This is a genomic window from Actinokineospora inagensis DSM 44258, from assembly GCF_000482865.1.
In the GTDB taxonomy this organism is placed as follows: Bacteria; Actinomycetota; Actinomycetes; order Mycobacteriales; family Pseudonocardiaceae; genus Actinokineospora; species Actinokineospora inagensis.
In genome coordinates this window covers 48,508-64,772 of the sequence record NZ_AXWW01000029.1, presented here as the reverse complement: position 1 = coordinate 64,772, position 16,265 = coordinate 48,508, and the positions used below count along the sequence as shown (strand labels likewise).

The following is a 16,265-nucleotide window of genomic DNA, read 5'->3' as shown; positions in this document are numbered from 1 at the left end:
CTGTGGACAACTTCGCCGATGCCCTGGTGGGAGCGGAGAACCCCGCCCCGCGCGGACGCGCACCATCCGCGCGAGGCGGGTCCCGGTCATCCAGACCGGGAACTCCGGCGGGCGAAGCGGCAGCCCTCCGCCGAAGTCGTCAGAACCGCACCAGCACCTGTTCGAGGTCCTTGCGGATCAGCTTGGGGACGGTGGCGTCGTCCGCCGGGTAGCCGACCGGGATGACCGCGAACGCTTTCTCGTTGCGCGGCCGGTTCAGAACCTCGGACAGGAACTTCATCGGACTCGGTGTGTGTGTCAGAGCTGCCAGGCCCGCCAGGTGCAACGCGGTGATGAGCATGCCCACCGCGATGCCAACGGACTCGTCGACGTAGTAGTGCTTGTGCTGCTCGTCGCTTTCCTCGTCCAAGTAGTACCGCTGCTCGAACACGACGATCAGGTAGGGCGCGTCGGTCAGGTGCGGCTTGTTCTGGTCCGTCCCCAACGGACGCAACGCCGACAACCACTCTTCGCCAAGCCTGCCCGCGTACGAGATCTGCTCCTCGCGCTCCGCCGCCTCGCGGATCTTGGCGCGGACCTCGGGATCGGTCACCAGGACGAACGTCCACGGCTGCTGGTGCGCGCCGGACGGCGCGGTCGCCGCGACGGCTATGGCATCGATCACGGCCTGCTCGGGCACCGGCTCAGCGGAGAACGCGCGTACCGTCCTGCGCTCGTCCATCCTGGCGCGCAGGTCGGCAGCCGCCCTCAGCGACTCCTCGGCCGTGACCCGGGCAGGCCGGTAAGGCACCGGGTCGTACGGCTGATCGTGGATCGGTATCCAAGCCATGTCCGGCAGTCTCCCGGTCGGACGCCCGCCCACGGTCATACCGATCCGGTCATAGGGCCCATGTCATGGCCCGAACGGTGGTGTCCGAAAGTCGGCCGCGGGGGGAGACGAAACTCATAGCCCCCGTGGGACGTCCGCGCATGTCAGACCGGGCGCCCGTAGGCTCCTGGACATGGCTCGCCGGATTGGCATCATGGGCGGCACCTTCGACCCGGTGCACCACGGTCACCTCGTGGCCGCCAGCGAGGTGCAGGCCCGGTTCGAGCTGGACGAGGTCGTGTTCGTCCCGACCGGGGTGCCCTGGCAGAAGGGCGCCAAGGGGGTCAGCGCCGCGGAGGACCGCTACCTGATGACGGTGGTGGCCACCGCGTCCAACCCGAGGTTCTCGGTCAGCCGGGTCGACATCGACCGCACCGGGGTCACCTACACCGTCGACACCCTGCGTGACCTGCGGGAACGGTACCCTGGCGCGGACCTGTACTTCATCACCGGCGCCGACGCGCTCGAACAGATCCTGTCTTGGCACCGAGCCGAGGAGCTGTTCACGCTGGCACACTTTGTTGGCGTCACCCGGCCCGGTTACAGCCTCGCGGACACTCACCTGCCGTCGGGAACTGTGAGTCTTATCGAAGTTCCCGCGCTCGCGATTTCCTCCACTGACTGCCGCGCTCGCGTAGCCACCGGTATGCCCGTTTGGTACCTCGTACCGGATGGTGTGGTGCAGTACATATCGAAGCGCGGTCTCTACGCTGCCGAGCAGTAAGTGATGTGCGCGACCCGGTACCCTCGACTGGTTGGCCCGTGGACCGGATCGAGGAGTGAAGTGGCAGCGACGCACGAGGCACGCGAACTGGCGCTGGTCGCGGCCGGGGCGGCCGCCGACAAGAAGGCGGCGGACGTGATCGTGCTGGACGTGTCCGACCAGCTCGTGATCACCGACTGCTTCGTGATCGCCTCCGCCGCGAACGAGCGGCAGGTCGGCGCGATCGTGGAGAACGTCGAGGAGAAGATGCGCGAGGCGGGCACCAAGCCGGTCCGCCGCGAAGGCGCCCGTGAGGGGCGCTGGGTGCTGCTCGACTTCGTCGACGTCGTGGTGCACATCCAGCACGCCGAGGAACGCTCCTTCTACGGCATCGAGCGGCTGTGGAAGGACTGCCCGCGGATCGCGTTCGACGCCGACCCGCCCGCCGACGAGGACGCCGAGTGACGCTGCGGCGGCTCGTCCTCTGGCGCCACGGCGAGACCGACCACAACGCCTCCGGGCGGATGCAGGGCCACATCGACTCGCACCTGACGGAGATCGGGTGGAACCAGGCCCGGTTCGCCGTCCCGGCGCTGGCCCGGTTCTCACCGGACGTCGTCGTGGCCTCCGACCTGCGCCGGGCGACCGACACGGCCACGGTGTTCAGCGAGGCCGTCGGCGTGCCGCTGCGGTTCGACAAGCGTTTGCGCGAGACCCACCTCGGCCTCTGGCAGGGCAAAACCGGTGCCGAGATCGACCAGGAGTGGCCGGGCGGTCGTGCCGAGTGGCAGACCGACGCCACGTGGGCCCCACCGGGCGGTGAGTCCCGGGTCGAGGTCGCCGCCCGCGCGGTCGAGGTGGTCGCCGCGCTGGACGAGGGGACCGACGAGACCGCGGTGCTGTGCGCGCACGGCGGCCTGATCACGGCGTTGGCAGGCAGCCTCTTGGAGCTACCGGTGGCCAACTGGTGGCAGCTCGGCGGCATCGGCAACTGTCATTGGACGGTGCTCGCCCGCCGCGACACCAGCGGGCTGGCCTGGCGTCTGGTCGCCTACAACGTGGGCATCACCGGATAGCCCGGTGGCGCCGACCGTGCTGGTGTTCGGCGACTCGCTGAGCTTCCACGGCCCCGACGGTCCCCATCCCGCGGACGACCCGCGTCTCTGGCCGAACCTCGCCGCCACCGCGGTAGGTGGCCGTACCGAGCTGTTCGCGGGACTCGGGTGGACGGCTCGTGACGCGTACTGGGCGCTGACGGGTGATCCTCGCGTGTGGACACACATGCCCAAGGTCGACGTCCTGGTGCTTGCCGTGAGCGGTATGGACACGTTGCCCTCGCCGTTGCCGACCTACCTGCGTCAGGGAATCCGGTACCTCCGGCCCGACTGGTTGCGTCGTCGTGTTCGTAAGACCTACCTGGCCGCCCAACCGTGGGCTTCGCGCGTGATGGGTGGGTGGCCGGTAGCGCTACCGGCTGCACTCACCGTGCGGTACCTCAACGACATAGTCGTCGCTGTGCGCGCGTTGCGGCCGGACCTACCTGTCGTGGCCATGTTGCCTTCCGTGCACCGCGCACCCGCCTACGGTTACGTGCACACCGGTCGCCTCCGCACGGTGAACCTCATGCGTGCGTGGGCCGAGCGGACAGGTGTGGTCACCTTCGACGTGACCGCTGTAATCGGTGACCATGTCATGAACGGCCACGGCAACCCGGATGGCATCCACTGGGGCTGGGACGGACACAAATTGGTCGCGGAAGGGCTTGTGGAGCACCTGGCACCGCTGTTGGGTCGGCCGCCCGCCTGCTAGCCACTACGCTCCCATCACGTGCCGTTCGCCGTGCTGACCGACTCCACCGCGTACCTGCCGGAGGGCCTCGCCGACCGGCACGGCGTGCGGGTCGTCCCGCTGCTGGTGCGTGTGGACGGTCGGGAAGGTCGCGACGGGCTGGACATCGGCCCCACCCAGTTGGCCGCAGCCCTGCGCGACCGGCGGATGGTGACCACGTCCCGACCCAACCCGGCCGAGTTCGCCGCCACTTACCGCGAACTGCTCGACGGGGGCGCCGACGGAGTGCTTTCCGTGCACCTCTCCCGCGACCTGTCCGGCACCTGGGAGTCCGCCCGGCTGGCGGGCGCCGAGTTCGGTTCCGCGGTGCGTGTGGTCGATTCCAGGACCACCGCGATGGGCCTCGGGTTCGCCGTGGTTCGCGCCGCGGAGGTCGCCGCAGGGGGAGGCGGGGGAGCGGACGTCGAGGCCGCCGCGGTCGAGTCGGCGGCGGCGAGCCGGAGTCTCTTCGTGGTCGAAACGCTGGAGTACCTGAGGCGCGGGGGCCGGATCGGTGCCGCGGCCGCGCTGCTGGGGACCGCGCTGTCCGTCAAGCCGATCCTGCACGTGCACGACGGGCAGATCGTGCCGTTGGAGAAGGTCCGCACGACCGGCCGCGCGGTGGCCCGCCTGGTCGACCTGGCGGTCGAGGCCGCAGGCGGGTCTGCGGTGGACATCGCCGTGCACCACCTCGCCGACCCGGACCGGGCAGTCGAGGTCGCGAACCGGCTGCGGGAACGGCTGCCCTCGGCCGAGTGCCTGGTCGCCGAGCTGGGCGCGGTCATCGGCGCGCACACCGGACCGGGCGTGCTCGGCATCATCGTCAGCCCGCGCTGAGCCGCCTGCAATCCGGCTACCGGTAGGCGGGTTGTCCACACTCGCCGCGCCCGTCCACACAAGATGATCAGCGCTGTCCCAGGTCGCCGCGGGTTCCTAGCGTGGGTCCCATGTCCAACTCACAGCGTGCCAAGCACATCGACGCCGTCCTCGCCCGCCTCGCCACCGTCGCCGGTCGCCCTTGGGATCGCGAACCGGCGGAGCAACCGGCGCGGCGGCGGTCGCGGATACCCGTCCTCGCCGGACTCGCCGTTGTCCTCGCCGCGGTCATAGCCACGTCAACGCTCTCCGGATCGCCACCACCCCCCGAGCAAGCGCCGACCCTGGCCGCCGCCGCGGTCGAGCACACCGTGCCGACCATCGTGGTCGACGTGGTCGGCAAGGTCGCCAACCCCGGCCTGCGTTCCCTACCCGACGGCTCCCGGGTCGACGACGCGCTCCGCGCCAGCGGCGGAGCCCTGCCCGGCGCCGACCTGACCCCGCTCAACCTGGCCCGCAAGCTCGTCGACGGCGAGCAGATCCACGTCGGCGTCCCCGCGCCACCGGCTGACGACCCGCCCGGCCCGCCCGGCAAGGTCAACCTGAACACCGCGACCCTGGCCCGGCTCGACACGCTGCCCGGGGTCGGCGCCGTCACGGCCCAGCGCATCCTGGACTGGCGCGGCCAACACGGCCGCTTCAGCCGGGTCGAGCAACTGCGCGATGTCGACGGGATCGGCCAGGCCCGCTTCGAACACCTCCGCGACCTGGTGACCGTCCAATGACCGCGCACACGGTGACCATCGGCGCCACGGCCATCGGGGTCGGGATCTTCCTCGGGCTGTACGCCCACTGGTCGCTCATCGTCGTCATGAGCGTGGCCGCCTGCGTGCTCGGCGCGGTGTGGAGCGGTCAGTCCTGACCTCCGGCAGGGCTCTTCGAGCGGAATCACCTGAGGTGCTTGGACGCGGTGGCCGGGTCGACATCGACATTGCGGCTTGTTTGTCCTCAAAGGACTAAATGGTATGGGGGATTGTCGTGGTGGTGAACGGGGGCACGCAGGATGTCCGGTTGGTGCCCGGGGCTCTCGCGCTGTGGTTGGCCGCCCTGCTGGGGTTGCTGGGGCACTGGGTGTTGGCCGCGGTGGTCGGTGGGGTGGCGGTTGCCGCGGGAGTCCTGCACCTCCGCGGTGCGCCGAAGCGGTTCACGGTGGTCGGGGCCGGATGGCCGTTGGTGGTGTGCGGGGTGCTGGCCGTGTGCCCGGTCGCGGCGCGGATCTGGGTCGCGGCTGCGGATCCGCTGAGGGTGGCGGCCGCGCGGGGTGCCGTGGTCGAGGCTCGGGTGGAGGTCGCGGAGCGGCCCAAGAAGGTCACGTCGACCGGGTTTGGGGCGGTGCCCTCGGGCGCTCGGTCGGTGGTCGTCCCGGCGCTGTTGGACGGGAGTCGCGTGCTGGTGCTGGCACCGGTGGATGACTGGGCGGCGTTGCTGCCAGGACAGGAGGTGACGGTCAAGGGAGCGTTGGGGCCCGCGGACTCCGGGGGGTTGACGGTCGCGGTGCTGCGGGTGCGGGGGCCACCGAGGGATGTCAGTGCGGCGCCCGTGTGGCAGCGGGTCGCACAGTCACTGCGCGACGGGCTGCGGGAGGCGTCGTCGGTTCTCGACGACGAGGCCAGGGGGTTGCTGCCCGCCCTCGTGGTCGGCGACACCGACCGGATGGTCCAGTCCGTCGCGGACGAGTTCCGGACCGCGGGGATGACCCACCTGCTGGCGGTGTCCGGGGCGAACCTGGCGATCGTCTGCTTCGCGGTGCTGTTCCTGGCGCGGCTGGTGCGGATCGGGCCACGTGGGTCGGCGGTGGCGGCGTTCGCGGCGCTGCTCGGGTACGTCGTGCTGGTCGGGCCGGAGCCCAGCGTGCTGCGGGCGGGCGTGATGGGCGCGATCGGGTTGCTGGCCCTGGCCCTCGGGCGGGAACGGGCGGTGCTCCCGGCGCTGTCGACGGCGGTGATCGTGCTGGTGGCGATCGACCCGGAGATGGCGGTCAGCCTGGGGTTCGTGCTGTCGGTCCTGGCGACCGCCGCCTTGGTGCTCGTCGCGCCGCGGTGGGTGGATCGACTGACCCGGCGGCGGGTGCCCCGGCTGCTCGCCGAGGCCGTCGCGATACCGGCGGCGGCGCACCTCGCCACGGCGCCGGTGGTCGCGGGGATCAGCGGGCAGGTGAGCCTCGTCGCGGTCGTCGCCAACCTGGTGGCGGTCCCGGTGGTCGCGCCCGCCACGGTGCAGGGGCTGCTCGCGGCGCTGGTCATGCCGGTCGCGCCATGGCTGGCGGGGTGGCTTGTGCGGGCCGCAGGTCCGGCGGTCGACTGGCTGGTCTTGGTCGGGCACACGGCGGCCGGTGTGCCCGGGGCGGCCCTCGACTGGCCCTCGGGCTGGTGGGGCGGGGTGCTGCTGGCGGCACTGGTGGTCGGGCTGCGGTGGCGGCGCACGCGCGTCGTGGTCGGGCTTGTGGTGGTCGGGCTGCTGCTCGTCCTGGTGCCGGTGCGCGTGCTGGCACCGAGGTGGCCGCCCGCCGGTTGGGCCATGGTGGTGTGCGACGTCGGGCAGGGCGACGCCATCGTCCTGTCCACAGCGGACAGTGGGCGGGCGGTGGTCGTCGACACAGGGCCCGATCCCGTGCCGGTGCGGGAATGCCTGGACCGGCTGGCGATCGACCGGGTGCCGATGGTGATCCTCAGCCACCTGCACGCGGACCACGTCGGCGGGTTGGCCGCGGTGTTGGCCGACCGGTCGGTGGGCGCGGTCGCCGTGGGACCGGGGCGATCGCCGGACTGGGCTTGGCGGCAGGTACGCCGTCAGACTTCGGCCGCGGGCGTACCGCTGGTCGGCATCGCCGCCGGGCAGCGGTTGACGTGGCCCGGCTTGACCCTGGAAGTGCTTGGGCCGCAACGGAAGGAGATCGACGACGAACGAGAGGAGACATCGGCGCGGGACGGGACATCGATCAACAACGGGTCGGTGGTGCTGCGCGCGACAACGCGGGCGGGGCGGGTCCTGCTCACCGGTGACGTGGAGTTGGCCGCGCAGGCCGATCTGCTCACCGCCCGGGTCGACCTGCGCGCGGACGTGATCAAGGTGCCGCACCACGGGTCCCGGTACACGACACCGGACTTCATCACCGCCGTGGGTGCCCGCCTCGCGATGATCAGTGTGGGGGCGGGGAACCCGTACGGGCACCCCAGCCCGATGACCGTGCTGGACCTGCGGCGGCGGGGGATCCGGGTCACCCGCACCGACCAGGACGGCGACACGGCGATCATCGGTCCGGCGGACGCGTTGACCCTGCTGACCCGGGGCGAGCCGAGAGCACCGCCCCGGCACTGACCACCGGTCCACTGTCCGACCGCGACCGCCCGGGTTGACTGCCACCGGTTTGTCGGTCTCCGCTTCCGTGGCGTGGCGTGGCGTGGCGTGGCGTGGCGTGGCGTGGCGTGGCGTGGCGTGGCGTGGCGTGGCGTGCGCCGCTGAGTTGGGGGGAGCAGCCGGGTCGACCGGCGGCGCGGTGGGATGTCACTGCGCCGCCGGTCGGGGAAGGCAGGTTGGGAGATCAGGCTGGTTGGAGAGAGTCAGAGGATTGGAGAGAGTCAGAGAGGAGGTGGGGGCGGGTCAGCCCCGGTTGAGGACCTCGTGGACGGCGGCGGCCGACGGGGGGATGGTGGCGCGCGGGCCGATGTGGTCCTGGACCGCGTCCAGGGTCTTGAGGCCGTCGCCGGTGATCAGGAGGACGGTTTCGGCGTCGCGGTCGAGTTGGCCGGTCTCGATGAGCTTCTTGGCGGTCGCCACGGTCACGCCACCGGCGGTCTCGGCGAAGATGCCCTCGGTGCGGGCCAGCAGGCGGATGCCCTCGACCACCTCGGCGTCGGTGACGTCCTCGACGGCGCCGCCGGTGCGGCGGACCGAGTCGAGCACGTACGGGCCGTCGGCGGGGGCGCCGATGGCCAGCGAGCGGGCGATGGTGTCCGGCTTCACCGGGCGGATCACGTCCTCGCCCGCCTTGAACGCGGCCGACACGGGGGAGCAGCCGGTGGCCTGCGCGCCGAACACCCGGTATGGGGTCGGCTCGACCAGGCCCAGCTCGCCGAGTTCGCGGAACGCCTTGTCGACCTTGGTCAACTGCGAGCCCGACGCGACGGGTACCACGACCTGCTGCGGCAGCCGCCAGCCCAACTGCTCGGCGACCTCGTAGCCCAGCGTCTTCGAACCCTCGGCGTAGTAGGGGCGGACGTTGACGTTCACGAACGCCCAGTCCTCGTGCTCGGCGGCGAGTTCGGTCGCCAGGCGGTTCACGTCGTCGTAGTTGCCGTCGACCGCGATCAGGGCGCCGTCGTAGACCGCGGTGGTCAGGATCTTGGCGCGCTCCAACGACGACGGGACCAGCACGACCGACTCCCAGCCCGCGCGGGCCGCGGCGGCGGCGACGGCGTTGGCGAGGTTGCCGGTCGACGGGCACGCCAACACGCTGAACCCGAGGGTGCGGGCGGCGGCGAGCGCCACGGCGACCACGCGGTCCTTGAAGGAGTGCGTCGGGTTGCCCGTGTCGTCCTTGACCCACAACGACTTCACGCCGAGCGCGGCGGCCAGGCGGTCGGCCTTCACCAGGCGGGTCAGGCCGGGGTCGGTGTTCGGGTGGCGCTCCACGTCCGGCGGCACCGGCAGCAGCGCGCGGTAGCGCCAGATCGACCTGGGGCCCGCCTCGATGTCCGCGCGGGTCACGGTGCCGAAGTCGTAAGCCACCTCGAGGGGGCCGAAACACTCGGCGCAGGCGAACTCGGCGGCGAGGGGGATCCGGTGGCCGCACTCACGACAGGACAGGGCCCGAGCGGGGCCGAGGTCGATGGTGCCGGTCTGGACGTCGACAGAAGTCATCGCGAGGTGTCTCCTCATCTATCCCGCTACGCGGGTCGGAATTGGCACCGTGGTCGTCCGCCTCCTCGCGATGAGGAAGTGGCGCGTACGCCGGTTGCCGGGGCTTCTTCGGGCCGATCCCTCTGCCCCTCTGGATGAGCGGTATTCAGTTGTCGCCCAGGCCTGGGCCTAAGACGTGACGGCAACGGTACGGCACGCGCGGCCCCCTCGGCCAGCGGGCGACCGCCGCGCGCCGGTACCGCCCACGTCGGCCCACCGTGGCAGGATCGCGGGCGTGAACTCCCCCGCGGTCACCCCGCCGCCGCTGCAACTGGTGCTGGGAGAAGAGGAACTGCTCGTCGAGCGCGCCATCCGGGCCGTGCTGGACACCGCCCGGCTGGCCGACCCGGCCGCGGACCTCACCAGGACCCGGGTGGTTGATCTCACAGCCCCCGAACTGGCCGAGATGGTCAGCCCGTCGCTGTTCGCCGAGGGCCGGGTGATCGTCCTCGACGCCGCGCACGACGCCACCCAGGACATCGCCGCCCTGGTGATCGGCTACGCCAAGGCCCCGGCCGACGGGATCGTCCTCACCGTCGTGCACAACGGCGGCGGCCGCAAGGCGGGCAAGGACATCGTCGCCGCCATGAAGAAGGCGGGCGCCGTCGTCACCGAGTGCCCCAAGATCACCAAGGCGGCCGAGCGGGAAGCGTTCGTGCGCAACGAGATCCGTCACGCGGGCGGCAAGACCGACCCGCGCGCGGTCGCCGCGCTGATCGACTCGGTCGGCTCGGACCTGCGGGAGCTGGCGGCCGCCGCCGCGCAGCTCGTCGCCGACGCGGGGGGCGAGGTCACCGAGGAGGCGGTCCGCCGCTACCACCGCGGCCGCGCCGACGTCACCGGGTTCGCCGTCGCCGAGAAGGCCATCACCGGCGACATCCCGGGCGCCATGGAGGCCCTCCGCTGGGCCATGCAGCTCGGCGTCCCGCACGTCTTGGTCGCCGACGCCCTCGCCGACGCGGTCCGCACCGTCGCCAGGGTCGCCGGCGCGGGCCGCGCCGACCCGTTCAAGCTCGCTGGCGAGCTCGGCATGCCCGCCTGGAAGGTCAAGAAGGCGCTGGCCCAGTCCCGCGGCTGGAAACCCGCCGGTCTCGCCGAAGCCATGCGCGCCGCCGCCGAGGTCAACGCCGACGTCAAGGGCGTCGCCGCCGACCCGGACTACGCCCTCGAACGCGCCGTCCTCCGCCTCGCCCGCGCCCACGACCGCGACTGACCGCCGCCCACTGACCCACCCCCCGCGCCAAGATCAACCGCCACAAGAGCCCCCGAATACACAGGGTAGGCGCGGGGACCGACAAGATCGGGAAGCCGGGACGCGCGGAGCGGTCTGGGCCTGCGAGTGGTGACGGTGATGCCGACGTACTCGACGGCCACCGTCGACGGGGCCCTGCCTGCGCCGTCCCGTGGCTGGCCCTTGGTCGACGGTGCCGAGGCAAAGGTCCGGGCGGGCGCGAACACGGTTGCCGGTGGCCATCAGCGGCGATCTTGTCGGCCTCCCTGCCTACCCTGTGTATTCGGGGGCTCTTGTGGCGGTTGATCTTGGCGCGGGGTGGGTCAGTGGGTGGCGGTGCGGCTGGCCAGGATCTCGTCGCGGCGGGTGAGGCGGTGGTGACGGCGGATCTCGGCCTCGCGCATGCGGCGTTCGTCCTCGGGGGTCTCCGGGACGACCGGGGGGACACTGCGGGGGGCGCCCTGGTCGTCCACGGCGACGAAGACCAGGTAGGCGGTGGCGACGCGGGTGGGTGGGACGCCCGCGCGGTCCCACGGCTCGGCGAGGACGCGGACCCCGACCTCCATCGACGAGCGGCCCGCCCAGTTGACCTGGGCGTGGGCGTGCACGAGGTCACCTACCCGGACCGGGTGCAGGAAGGTCATGCCGTCCATGGCCGCGGTCACGGCGGGGCCGCCCGCGTGGCGTTGGGCGACGGCGCCCGCCACGTCGTCGACCAGTTTCATGATGACTCCACCGTGGACGGTGCCGAGCAGGTTGGTGTCCACCGAGGTCATGATGTGCGACAGCGAGGTCCTCGCCGCCGACGTGGGTTTCGGGTCCATGTCGGCAGTCTGGCGCACACAGCGACGGCGCCGCCCCCGCGGGGACGGCGCCGTCGTGTGAGTCTGGGCTCAGCCGAGCTTGTTGACCCGCTGCGCCATGGCCGACTTCTTGTTGGCGGCCTGGTTCGGGTGGATGACACCCTTGCCTGCGGCCTTGTCCAGCTTGCGGCTGGCGACCTGCAGCAGCTCCTGGGCCTTGGCCTGGTCGCCGGACTCGGCGGCCTCGCGGAACTTGCGGATCGCGGTCTTGACCGAGGACTTGACGGACTTGTTGCGCAGGCGCGCCTTCTCGTTCGTCTTGATCCGCTTCAACTGGGACTTGATGTTCGCCATAGGGGTTCTCCTCGAGGTCAGTACCGGATCGTCGCGCCGCGTGTGGACCGGGGACCGGTCAGTGGCCCTGCTTGCGCAGGTCTCCTCCTGGGCGGAGTGCCGCACGGCGCGACGGTCAAGGCTAACAGTCCGCGACCGGCGGCTACTCCTCGGGCCGTTCCTTCGCGGGCCGCCCCCGCCTGGGCAGACCACCCGCGGCGTCCGGGAGCCGTCCGGCCTCGGCGAGGGCCCGGCGGAGCATGAACTCGATCTGCGCGTTGGTGCTGCGCAGCTCGTCGCCCGCCCACCGGGCCACCGCGTCGTGCACGGCCGGGTCCAGCCGGAGCAGGACCTTCTTCCGCTCGGCCATCAGTGGTAGAGCGAACCCGCGTTGACGATCGGACTCGCGTCACGGTCACCGCACAGCACCACCAGCAGGTTGCTCACCATCGCCGCCTTGCGCTCCTCGTCCAGGTCGACCACCTCGCGGCTGGCCAGCCGGTCCAGGGCGAGCTCGACCATGCCGACCGCGCCCTCCACGATCCGCTGCCGGGCCGCGACCACCGCGCCAGCCTGCTGCCTGCGCAGCATGGCGCCCGCGATCTCCGGGGCGTACGCGAGGTGGGTGATCCGCGACTCGATCACGCCGACCCCGGCGGCCTCGACCCTGGCGGCGATCTCGGCGGAGAGCCGCTGGGTGATCTCCTCGGCGTTGTCCCGCAGCGAGAGCGTGTTCTCGGCGCCGTGCGAGTCGTACGGGTAGGTGACGGCGATGTGCCGGACCGCGGTCTCGGTCTGGATGGCGACGAACCCGACGAAGTTGTCCACCTCGAACATGGCGCGGGCGGTGTCCTGGACCTGCCACACGACGACGGCGGCGATCTCGATCGGGTTGCCCTCGGCGTCGTTGACCTTCATGACGGCGGTCTCGTGGTTGCGGATCCGGGTGGACACCTTGAGCCGGGTGGTGAACGGGTTGACCCAGCGCAGCCCGTCGAGCCGCACGGTGCCGGTGTAGCGGCCGAGGAACTGCACGACCCTGGCCTCGCCGGGGGCGACCACCACCAGACCGCCCCCGGTGAGGCCCGCGCCCATCGTGACGAGCACCCCGACGACGATCGCGGCCACCCCCAGTCCGTGGGCGCCGCCGAGGTGGTCGGTGACCACCGCCAGGCCGGTCGCGATCAGCGCGAGGCCCGCCAGCCCGAGCACGAAGGCGGCCAAGGCGATCGGCAGTCCCGCCGCGCCGAACGCGGGCCGTTCGCGGACGTGCGGCGCGGGCATCAGCGGGTGTTCGACGTGGGTGGCGTTCATGAGTCCCCCTTGGGCTAGCTCTGGATTAGCAAAGTGATATCACTTTTTCTGGCCGGAGGGCGACTCGCGTGCATCAAGTGGGATAAATGAGCTGAGAAGTTAAGCTGAAGTGCTACTGTGGACGACGTCGCGTAAGTCACGTTCGCGGGAGGGTGTCGTGGCCGGTGTGATCACGCCGTCGAGTTGGGCGGTCGAGCAGTTCGGGGCGCAGGCCGTCGAGGTGGTCCGGTGCGTGGCCGCGGGTCTGACGCTGGGACAGCGGGCCGCGCGCACGGTGGGCGAGGCGGGCCGCGGTGTCGGTGTTGTCGACAACCACCCGTACGGCAGTGCCTGGGTCGCCCGTCACCGCCTCTTCGCCGAGCAGTTCGCGGGTCTGCCCGGGTATGAGCCGTTCCACCCCAAGGGCGCGCCGTACACGTTGGCGGTGGTCAACGGCCGCGTGATCATCCCGTTCCGGTTCGCCGACTCGCTGCAGACGCCGGTCACCCTGGCCAGGCTCGACGCCAAGATCCCGCGCCAGGTGTCCCGTGAGCAGGGCGTGCGGCCGCCGGTCACCCTGTTCGACGAGTTGGATGTGGACTTAGCGTCGAACCTGACCGTGGTTTACGTCGCCTACGCCGCGAACGCCGACAGCGACGAGGTCCTCGGCGCGTGGTGGGGCGTCGCGTCCGCGTTGGACGACGACGGCAGGCTGCTCTGGGCGCCGGAGAGGATCGACCTGGGTGGCACCCCGATCGGGTCGGTCGTGGACGCCGCCACCTTCACCCAGGGTGCGCAGCCTAGCCTTGACCTCCGTCCGCGCGGGGCCGCCACCGAACACCCCGCCGCGGAACCGGAACCTGACCACAGTGACGCAGCGGACGGCGATGAGTGAGCACACCAGGCTGACAGGAACACCTTCACCCGCCGCCGTGCACGAGGCATTCGACCCGGCCCGGCTCACCCAGGCGCGCAATCTGACGGGGAAAACCAAGCGCTGGTTGGCTGAGCAACTCGGTGTCACTCCCGCGGCGGTGAGCCAGTACGAGATGGGAACCAATCGTCCTCGCCCGGATCTACTGCCGCGGTTGGCCAACGCGCTTGAGGTACCGCTGTCCTTCTTCCTAGCTGGGAGGCCCTTAGCGCGTCTGGATCCCTCGTCCGCGCACTTCCGCAGCTTGCGCAGCACACGCGCGTACCAGCGAGCGAAGGCGGTAGCGCTAACCGAGCAGGTCTGGGAGTTGACCTATGCGCTGGAGAAGCGTGTGCAGCTCCCGTTGGTCAATCTCCCTGGTTTCGCCGGTGGGGAAATCCACCCGGAGTTGCCCGGCCGTCCCGCCGAGGCAGCGCGCGCGCTAAGAGCCGCGTGGGGGCTCGGCGCCGGCCCGGTGACCCACCTCGTGCGACGACTGGAAGCGCACGGCATCGTCGTGCACACGCCCGAGCGCGACGAGGATCTCCGCACGGTTGACGCGTTTTCGACGTCCGTGCTGCCCCGTCCCGTCATCGTGTTGACCCCCAACCTCACCGACGACGTCTACCGACACCGGTTCAGTGCGGCGCACGAACTGGGTCACCTTGTCCTGCACGGAGAAACCACTCCCGGTGACTCCACTCAGGAACGTGAGGCCAACGCGTTCGCGGCGGAATTCCTCACCCCCCGCGCATCGATCGGCCCAGAGCTGCCCAAGCGGCTCGACCTACGCAGGTTGTCGCAACTACGGGACGTGTGGGGCGTCTCAGTGCACTCGCTCGTATACCGCTGTCGCGAGCTGGGACTGCTGTCGGACTCTTCAGCCGGACGGGCCTACCAGCGTCTTAACGAACTCAAGGAACAGCCCGGGTTTGCGCCAGACCCTCTTGGCGGTTACCCCGGGGAGCAACCGGTTCTGCTGTCCGAGGCGTTCACCCTGTCAGGACTGTCCGTCCCGGACTTGGCACACGAACTGGCGTGGAGCGTGCCGCGTACCAGGCAACTGCTCGGAGTGCGCGAACACAAACCGGTACTGCGGCTCGTCTAGCGTGTCCGGTTCGTCCGTGGCAGGTTGTACCGCGTGCATTCGGTGATCGCCTGGTTCGGCTTCTTCGGCGCCTGGCTGCTGGTCGCGGGACCCGTCTACCAAGCCGCCCTCGAACTCAACGAGCAGAATCTCGAGCAGGAGGAGTTCGAGTCCGCCCGAGCCGATGTCGAACGGTTGCCGAAGGTCTCGCCCTGGTGGTGGCTGCTGCCGCCGGTCCGGTACTGGCTGGGCAGGCGCCGCTCCGAGCGGCAGCGCGCGATGGTGATGGCGGCCCTGTCCCCCGAGCAGCGCGGCCAACTCGTGTGGTTCATCGACACCGGCGCGGCGTGGATGTTCGTCGGCACGGGCGGCCTGTTCCTGGCCGTCAAGGAGACCTGGGAGCTGGCCGAGAACTACGAGTGGCCGGTCGGCGTGTTCTGCGGCCTCGTGGTCGTCATGGCGGCGCTGTGCCTGGTCAACGCCATCCGTCGGATGGCGCGCAGCCGCAGCGTCATCGAGTCGGGCGGTCAGCGCCACCCGTAGCGGTCGCGCAGGGCGTCGGCGACCAGGGCGAACCGGTCCGGCTCCAGGATCGAGCCCTCCCGCCGGATGTCGTGCTCGCCGAGCTCGAACAGCCGGTCCAACCGCAGGTAGGACACCCGGGCGTCCTGGTCCCAGCCGCCCGCGCCCAGCTCCAGCCAGTCGTGGTCGGCGTGGTGGTGCGGCTGCTTGCTGGTCAGCATCAGCGCCCGCAGTGTCGCCCCGTGCCTGCCGACGACCAGCAGCGGCCGGTCCTTACCGCGCTCCGGGTCGTCCTCGAAGGGCACCCAGGCCCACACGATCTCGCCGGGGTCGGCGTCGCCGTCGAGGTCGGGGGCGTAGCTGATGCTGTCCGGGCGGTCGCTCGTGGGCACCTGCCACACCGCGCCGGTCGCGGGACGCGGGTCGTCTGAGGAGGTTCGCACGGCTGGGAGCGTAATGCCGGTTGGGCACCCCGCGCAGAGTTTGCGCTGCGGTGTCGCGGACCGGTCGGTAGTACTGGTAGGTGTGGAGTTCCTGAGCTGCCGGGTGATCGTCCACCCGCGCGACCGTGACCGATCCCTGGCGTTCTACCGCGACGGACTGGGGCTGGCGGTGTTCCGCGAGTTCCCGGGCGGCACCGTGTTCTTCCTCGGCGGCGGCTACCTGGAGCTCTCCGGCCAGGGCGGTTCGGCGGCGAGCCCCGACCTCGCGCTGTGGCTGCAGGTGCGCGACCTCGCGGCGACGGCGGCGGAACTGGCGGACCGGGGCGTCGAGTTGGCACGTGAGCCCAGGCTGGAGCCGTGGGGGCTGCGGGAGGCGTGGCTGGCCGACCCGGACGGGGTGCGGATCGTGCTCGTCGAGGTTCCCGCCGATCACCCGATGCGGCTGGACTCGCGCACACCCTGAGCAA

At 71.1% G+C, this 16,265-nt stretch carries 20 protein-coding genes and 1 riboswitch; of the genes, 13 read left to right on the top strand and 7 right to left on the bottom strand.

Going from position 1 to position 16,265, the window contains the following annotated elements; all coding sequences use genetic code 11:
* Positions 1-139: 139 nt before the first annotated feature.
* Positions 140-829, bottom strand: coding sequence for a nitroreductase family protein (locus tag H504_RS0112795; protein WP_026423098.1), 690 nt, complete (start codon positions 827-829; stop codon positions 140-142).
* Between the two features lie 166 nt (positions 830-995).
* On the opposite strand from H504_RS0112795, the gene nadD reads away from it, so the two are divergent.
* From nadD to H504_RS0112755, 8 genes are all read left to right on the top strand, one after another.
* The gene (nadD, locus tag H504_RS0112790; protein WP_157440370.1) at positions 996-1,592 is read left to right on the top strand and encodes a nicotinate-nucleotide adenylyltransferase; all 597 of its coding nucleotides are present in this window, start codon (positions 996-998) and stop codon (positions 1,590-1,592) included.
* Positions 1,593-1,652: 60 nt separating this feature from the next.
* Positions 1,653-2,036 (top strand): ribosome silencing factor, encoded by a 384-nt coding sequence (gene rsfS / locus H504_RS0112785; RefSeq protein WP_026423096.1) that lies wholly within the window; start codon positions 1,653-1,655, stop codon positions 2,034-2,036.
* Complete coding sequence (locus tag H504_RS0112780) at positions 2,033-2,647, top strand: histidine phosphatase family protein (protein WP_026423095.1); 615 nt, start codon at positions 2,033-2,035, stop codon at positions 2,645-2,647. Before rsfS ends, H504_RS0112780 begins: the two co-directional genes overlap by 4 nt.
* A gap of 4 nt (positions 2,648-2,651) precedes the next feature.
* Positions 2,652-3,380, top strand: a complete 729-nt coding sequence (octT, locus tag H504_RS0112775; protein WP_026423094.1) for a diglucosylglycerate octanoyltransferase — start codon at positions 2,652-2,654, stop codon at positions 3,378-3,380.
* Positions 3,381-3,398: 18 nt separating this feature from the next.
* A complete protein-coding gene (locus H504_RS0112770; protein ID WP_026423093.1) occupies positions 3,399-4,235 on the top strand; it encodes a DegV family protein in 837 nt (278 codons plus the stop codon).
* 110 nt (positions 4,236-4,345) lie between these two features.
* Positions 4,346-4,999 (top strand): ComEA family DNA-binding protein, encoded by a 654-nt coding sequence (locus tag H504_RS0112765; protein WP_026423092.1) that lies wholly within the window; start codon positions 4,346-4,348, stop codon positions 4,997-4,999.
* Entirely contained in the window at positions 4,996-5,136 is a 141-nt protein-coding gene (locus H504_RS41105) for a hypothetical protein (RefSeq protein ID WP_157440369.1), read from the top strand. The genes H504_RS0112765 and H504_RS41105 overlap by 4 nt, the downstream gene beginning before the upstream one ends.
* A 98-nt stretch (positions 5,137-5,234) precedes the next feature.
* Positions 5,235-7,592, top strand: coding sequence for a ComEC/Rec2 family competence protein (locus H504_RS0112755; RefSeq protein ID WP_051385778.1), 2,358 nt, complete (start codon positions 5,235-5,237; stop codon positions 7,590-7,592).
* A gap of 282 nt (positions 7,593-7,874) precedes the next feature.
* Here the strand turns inward: H504_RS0112755 and thrC are convergent, their stop codons facing one another.
* A complete protein-coding gene (gene thrC / locus H504_RS0112750; RefSeq protein ID WP_026423090.1) occupies positions 7,875-9,134 on the bottom strand; it encodes a threonine synthase in 1,260 nt (419 codons plus the stop codon).
* Between the two features lie 11 nt (positions 9,135-9,145).
* Positions 9,146-9,275: riboswitch (SAM riboswitch) on the bottom strand.
* Between the two features lie 133 nt (positions 9,276-9,408).
* On the opposite strand from thrC, the gene holA reads away from it, so the two are divergent.
* A complete protein-coding gene (gene holA / locus H504_RS0112745; RefSeq protein WP_026423089.1) occupies positions 9,409-10,386 on the top strand; it encodes a DNA polymerase III subunit delta in 978 nt (325 codons plus the stop codon).
* Between the two features lie 341 nt (positions 10,387-10,727).
* Here the strand turns inward: holA and H504_RS0112740 are convergent, their stop codons facing one another.
* From H504_RS0112740 to H504_RS0112725, 4 genes are all read right to left on the bottom strand, one after another.
* Positions 10,728-11,228: an acyl-CoA thioesterase gene (locus H504_RS0112740; protein WP_035304190.1), complete on the bottom strand. Its 501-nt coding sequence runs from the start codon at positions 11,226-11,228 to the stop codon at positions 10,728-10,730.
* A 69-nt stretch (positions 11,229-11,297) separates the two neighbouring features.
* A complete protein-coding gene (gene rpsT / locus H504_RS0112735) occupies positions 11,298-11,561 on the bottom strand; it encodes a 30S ribosomal protein S20 (RefSeq protein WP_026423087.1) in 264 nt (87 codons plus the stop codon).
* A gap of 142 nt (positions 11,562-11,703) precedes the next feature.
* The gene (locus H504_RS0112730) at positions 11,704-11,910 is read right to left on the bottom strand and encodes a type II toxin-antitoxin system antitoxin (protein WP_026423086.1); all 207 of its coding nucleotides are present in this window, start codon (positions 11,908-11,910) and stop codon (positions 11,704-11,706) included.
* The gene (locus H504_RS0112725; protein ID WP_026423085.1) at positions 11,910-12,854 is read right to left on the bottom strand and encodes an SPFH domain-containing protein; all 945 of its coding nucleotides are present in this window, start codon (positions 12,852-12,854) and stop codon (positions 11,910-11,912) included. The genes H504_RS0112730 and H504_RS0112725 overlap by 1 nt, the downstream gene beginning before the upstream one ends.
* A 157-nt stretch (positions 12,855-13,011) precedes the next feature.
* Here H504_RS0112725 and H504_RS0112720 point away from each other — a divergent pair, with 157 nt between their 5' ends.
* Genes H504_RS0112720 through H504_RS34745 form a run of 3 tightly spaced genes read left to right on the top strand, consistent with a single transcriptional unit; the run spans position 13,012 to position 15,376 of the window.
* Positions 13,012-13,728: a hypothetical protein gene (locus H504_RS0112720; RefSeq protein WP_026423084.1), complete on the top strand. Its 717-nt coding sequence runs from the start codon at positions 13,012-13,014 to the stop codon at positions 13,726-13,728.
* The gene (locus H504_RS0112715) at positions 13,703-14,854 is read left to right on the top strand and encodes a helix-turn-helix domain-containing protein (protein WP_245614219.1); all 1,152 of its coding nucleotides are present in this window, start codon (positions 13,703-13,705) and stop codon (positions 14,852-14,854) included. Before H504_RS0112720 ends, H504_RS0112715 begins: the two co-directional genes overlap by 26 nt.
* Positions 14,855-14,887: 33 nt before the next feature.
* Positions 14,888-15,376, top strand: coding sequence for a hypothetical protein (locus tag H504_RS34745; RefSeq protein ID WP_051385777.1), 489 nt, complete (start codon positions 14,888-14,890; stop codon positions 15,374-15,376).
* Here H504_RS34745 and H504_RS0112705 read toward each other — a convergent pair.
* Positions 15,361-15,798: a type II toxin-antitoxin system PemK/MazF family toxin gene (locus tag H504_RS0112705; RefSeq protein WP_026423082.1), complete on the bottom strand. Its 438-nt coding sequence runs from the start codon at positions 15,796-15,798 to the stop codon at positions 15,361-15,363. The genes H504_RS34745 and H504_RS0112705 overlap by 16 nt on opposite strands.
* Before the next feature lie 82 nt (positions 15,799-15,880).
* Here H504_RS0112705 and H504_RS0112700 point away from each other — a divergent pair, with 82 nt between their 5' ends.
* Positions 15,881-16,261, top strand: coding sequence for a VOC family protein (locus tag H504_RS0112700; protein ID WP_026423081.1), 381 nt, complete (start codon positions 15,881-15,883; stop codon positions 16,259-16,261).
* Positions 16,262-16,265 lie beyond the last annotated feature (4 nt).

Coding starts and splice junctions, on each gene's coding strand:
- H504_RS0112795 (WP_026423098.1), bottom strand. CDS start 829: ATGGCTTGGATACCGATCCACGATCAGCCGTACGACCCGGTGCCTTAC.
- H504_RS0112765 (WP_026423092.1), top strand. CDS start 4,346: ATGTCCAACTCACAGCGTGCCAAGCACATCGACGCCGTCCTCGCCCGC.
- H504_RS41105 (WP_157440369.1), top strand. CDS start 4,996: ATGACCGCGCACACGGTGACCATCGGCGCCACGGCCATCGGGGTCGGG.
- H504_RS0112755 (WP_051385778.1), top strand. CDS start 5,235: ATGGTATGGGGGATTGTCGTGGTGGTGAACGGGGGCACGCAGGATGTC.
- thrC (WP_026423090.1), bottom strand. CDS start 9,134: ATGACTTCTGTCGACGTCCAGACCGGCACCATCGACCTCGGCCCCGCT.
- H504_RS0112740 (WP_035304190.1), bottom strand. CDS start 11,228: ATGGACCCGAAACCCACGTCGGCGGCGAGGACCTCGCTGTCGCACATC.
- rpsT (WP_026423087.1), bottom strand. CDS start 11,561: ATGGCGAACATCAAGTCCCAGTTGAAGCGGATCAAGACGAACGAGAAG.
- H504_RS0112730 (WP_026423086.1), bottom strand. CDS start 11,910: ATGGCCGAGCGGAAGAAGGTCCTGCTCCGGCTGGACCCGGCCGTGCAC.
- H504_RS0112725 (WP_026423085.1), bottom strand. CDS start 12,854: ATGAACGCCACCCACGTCGAACACCCGCTGATGCCCGCGCCGCACGTC.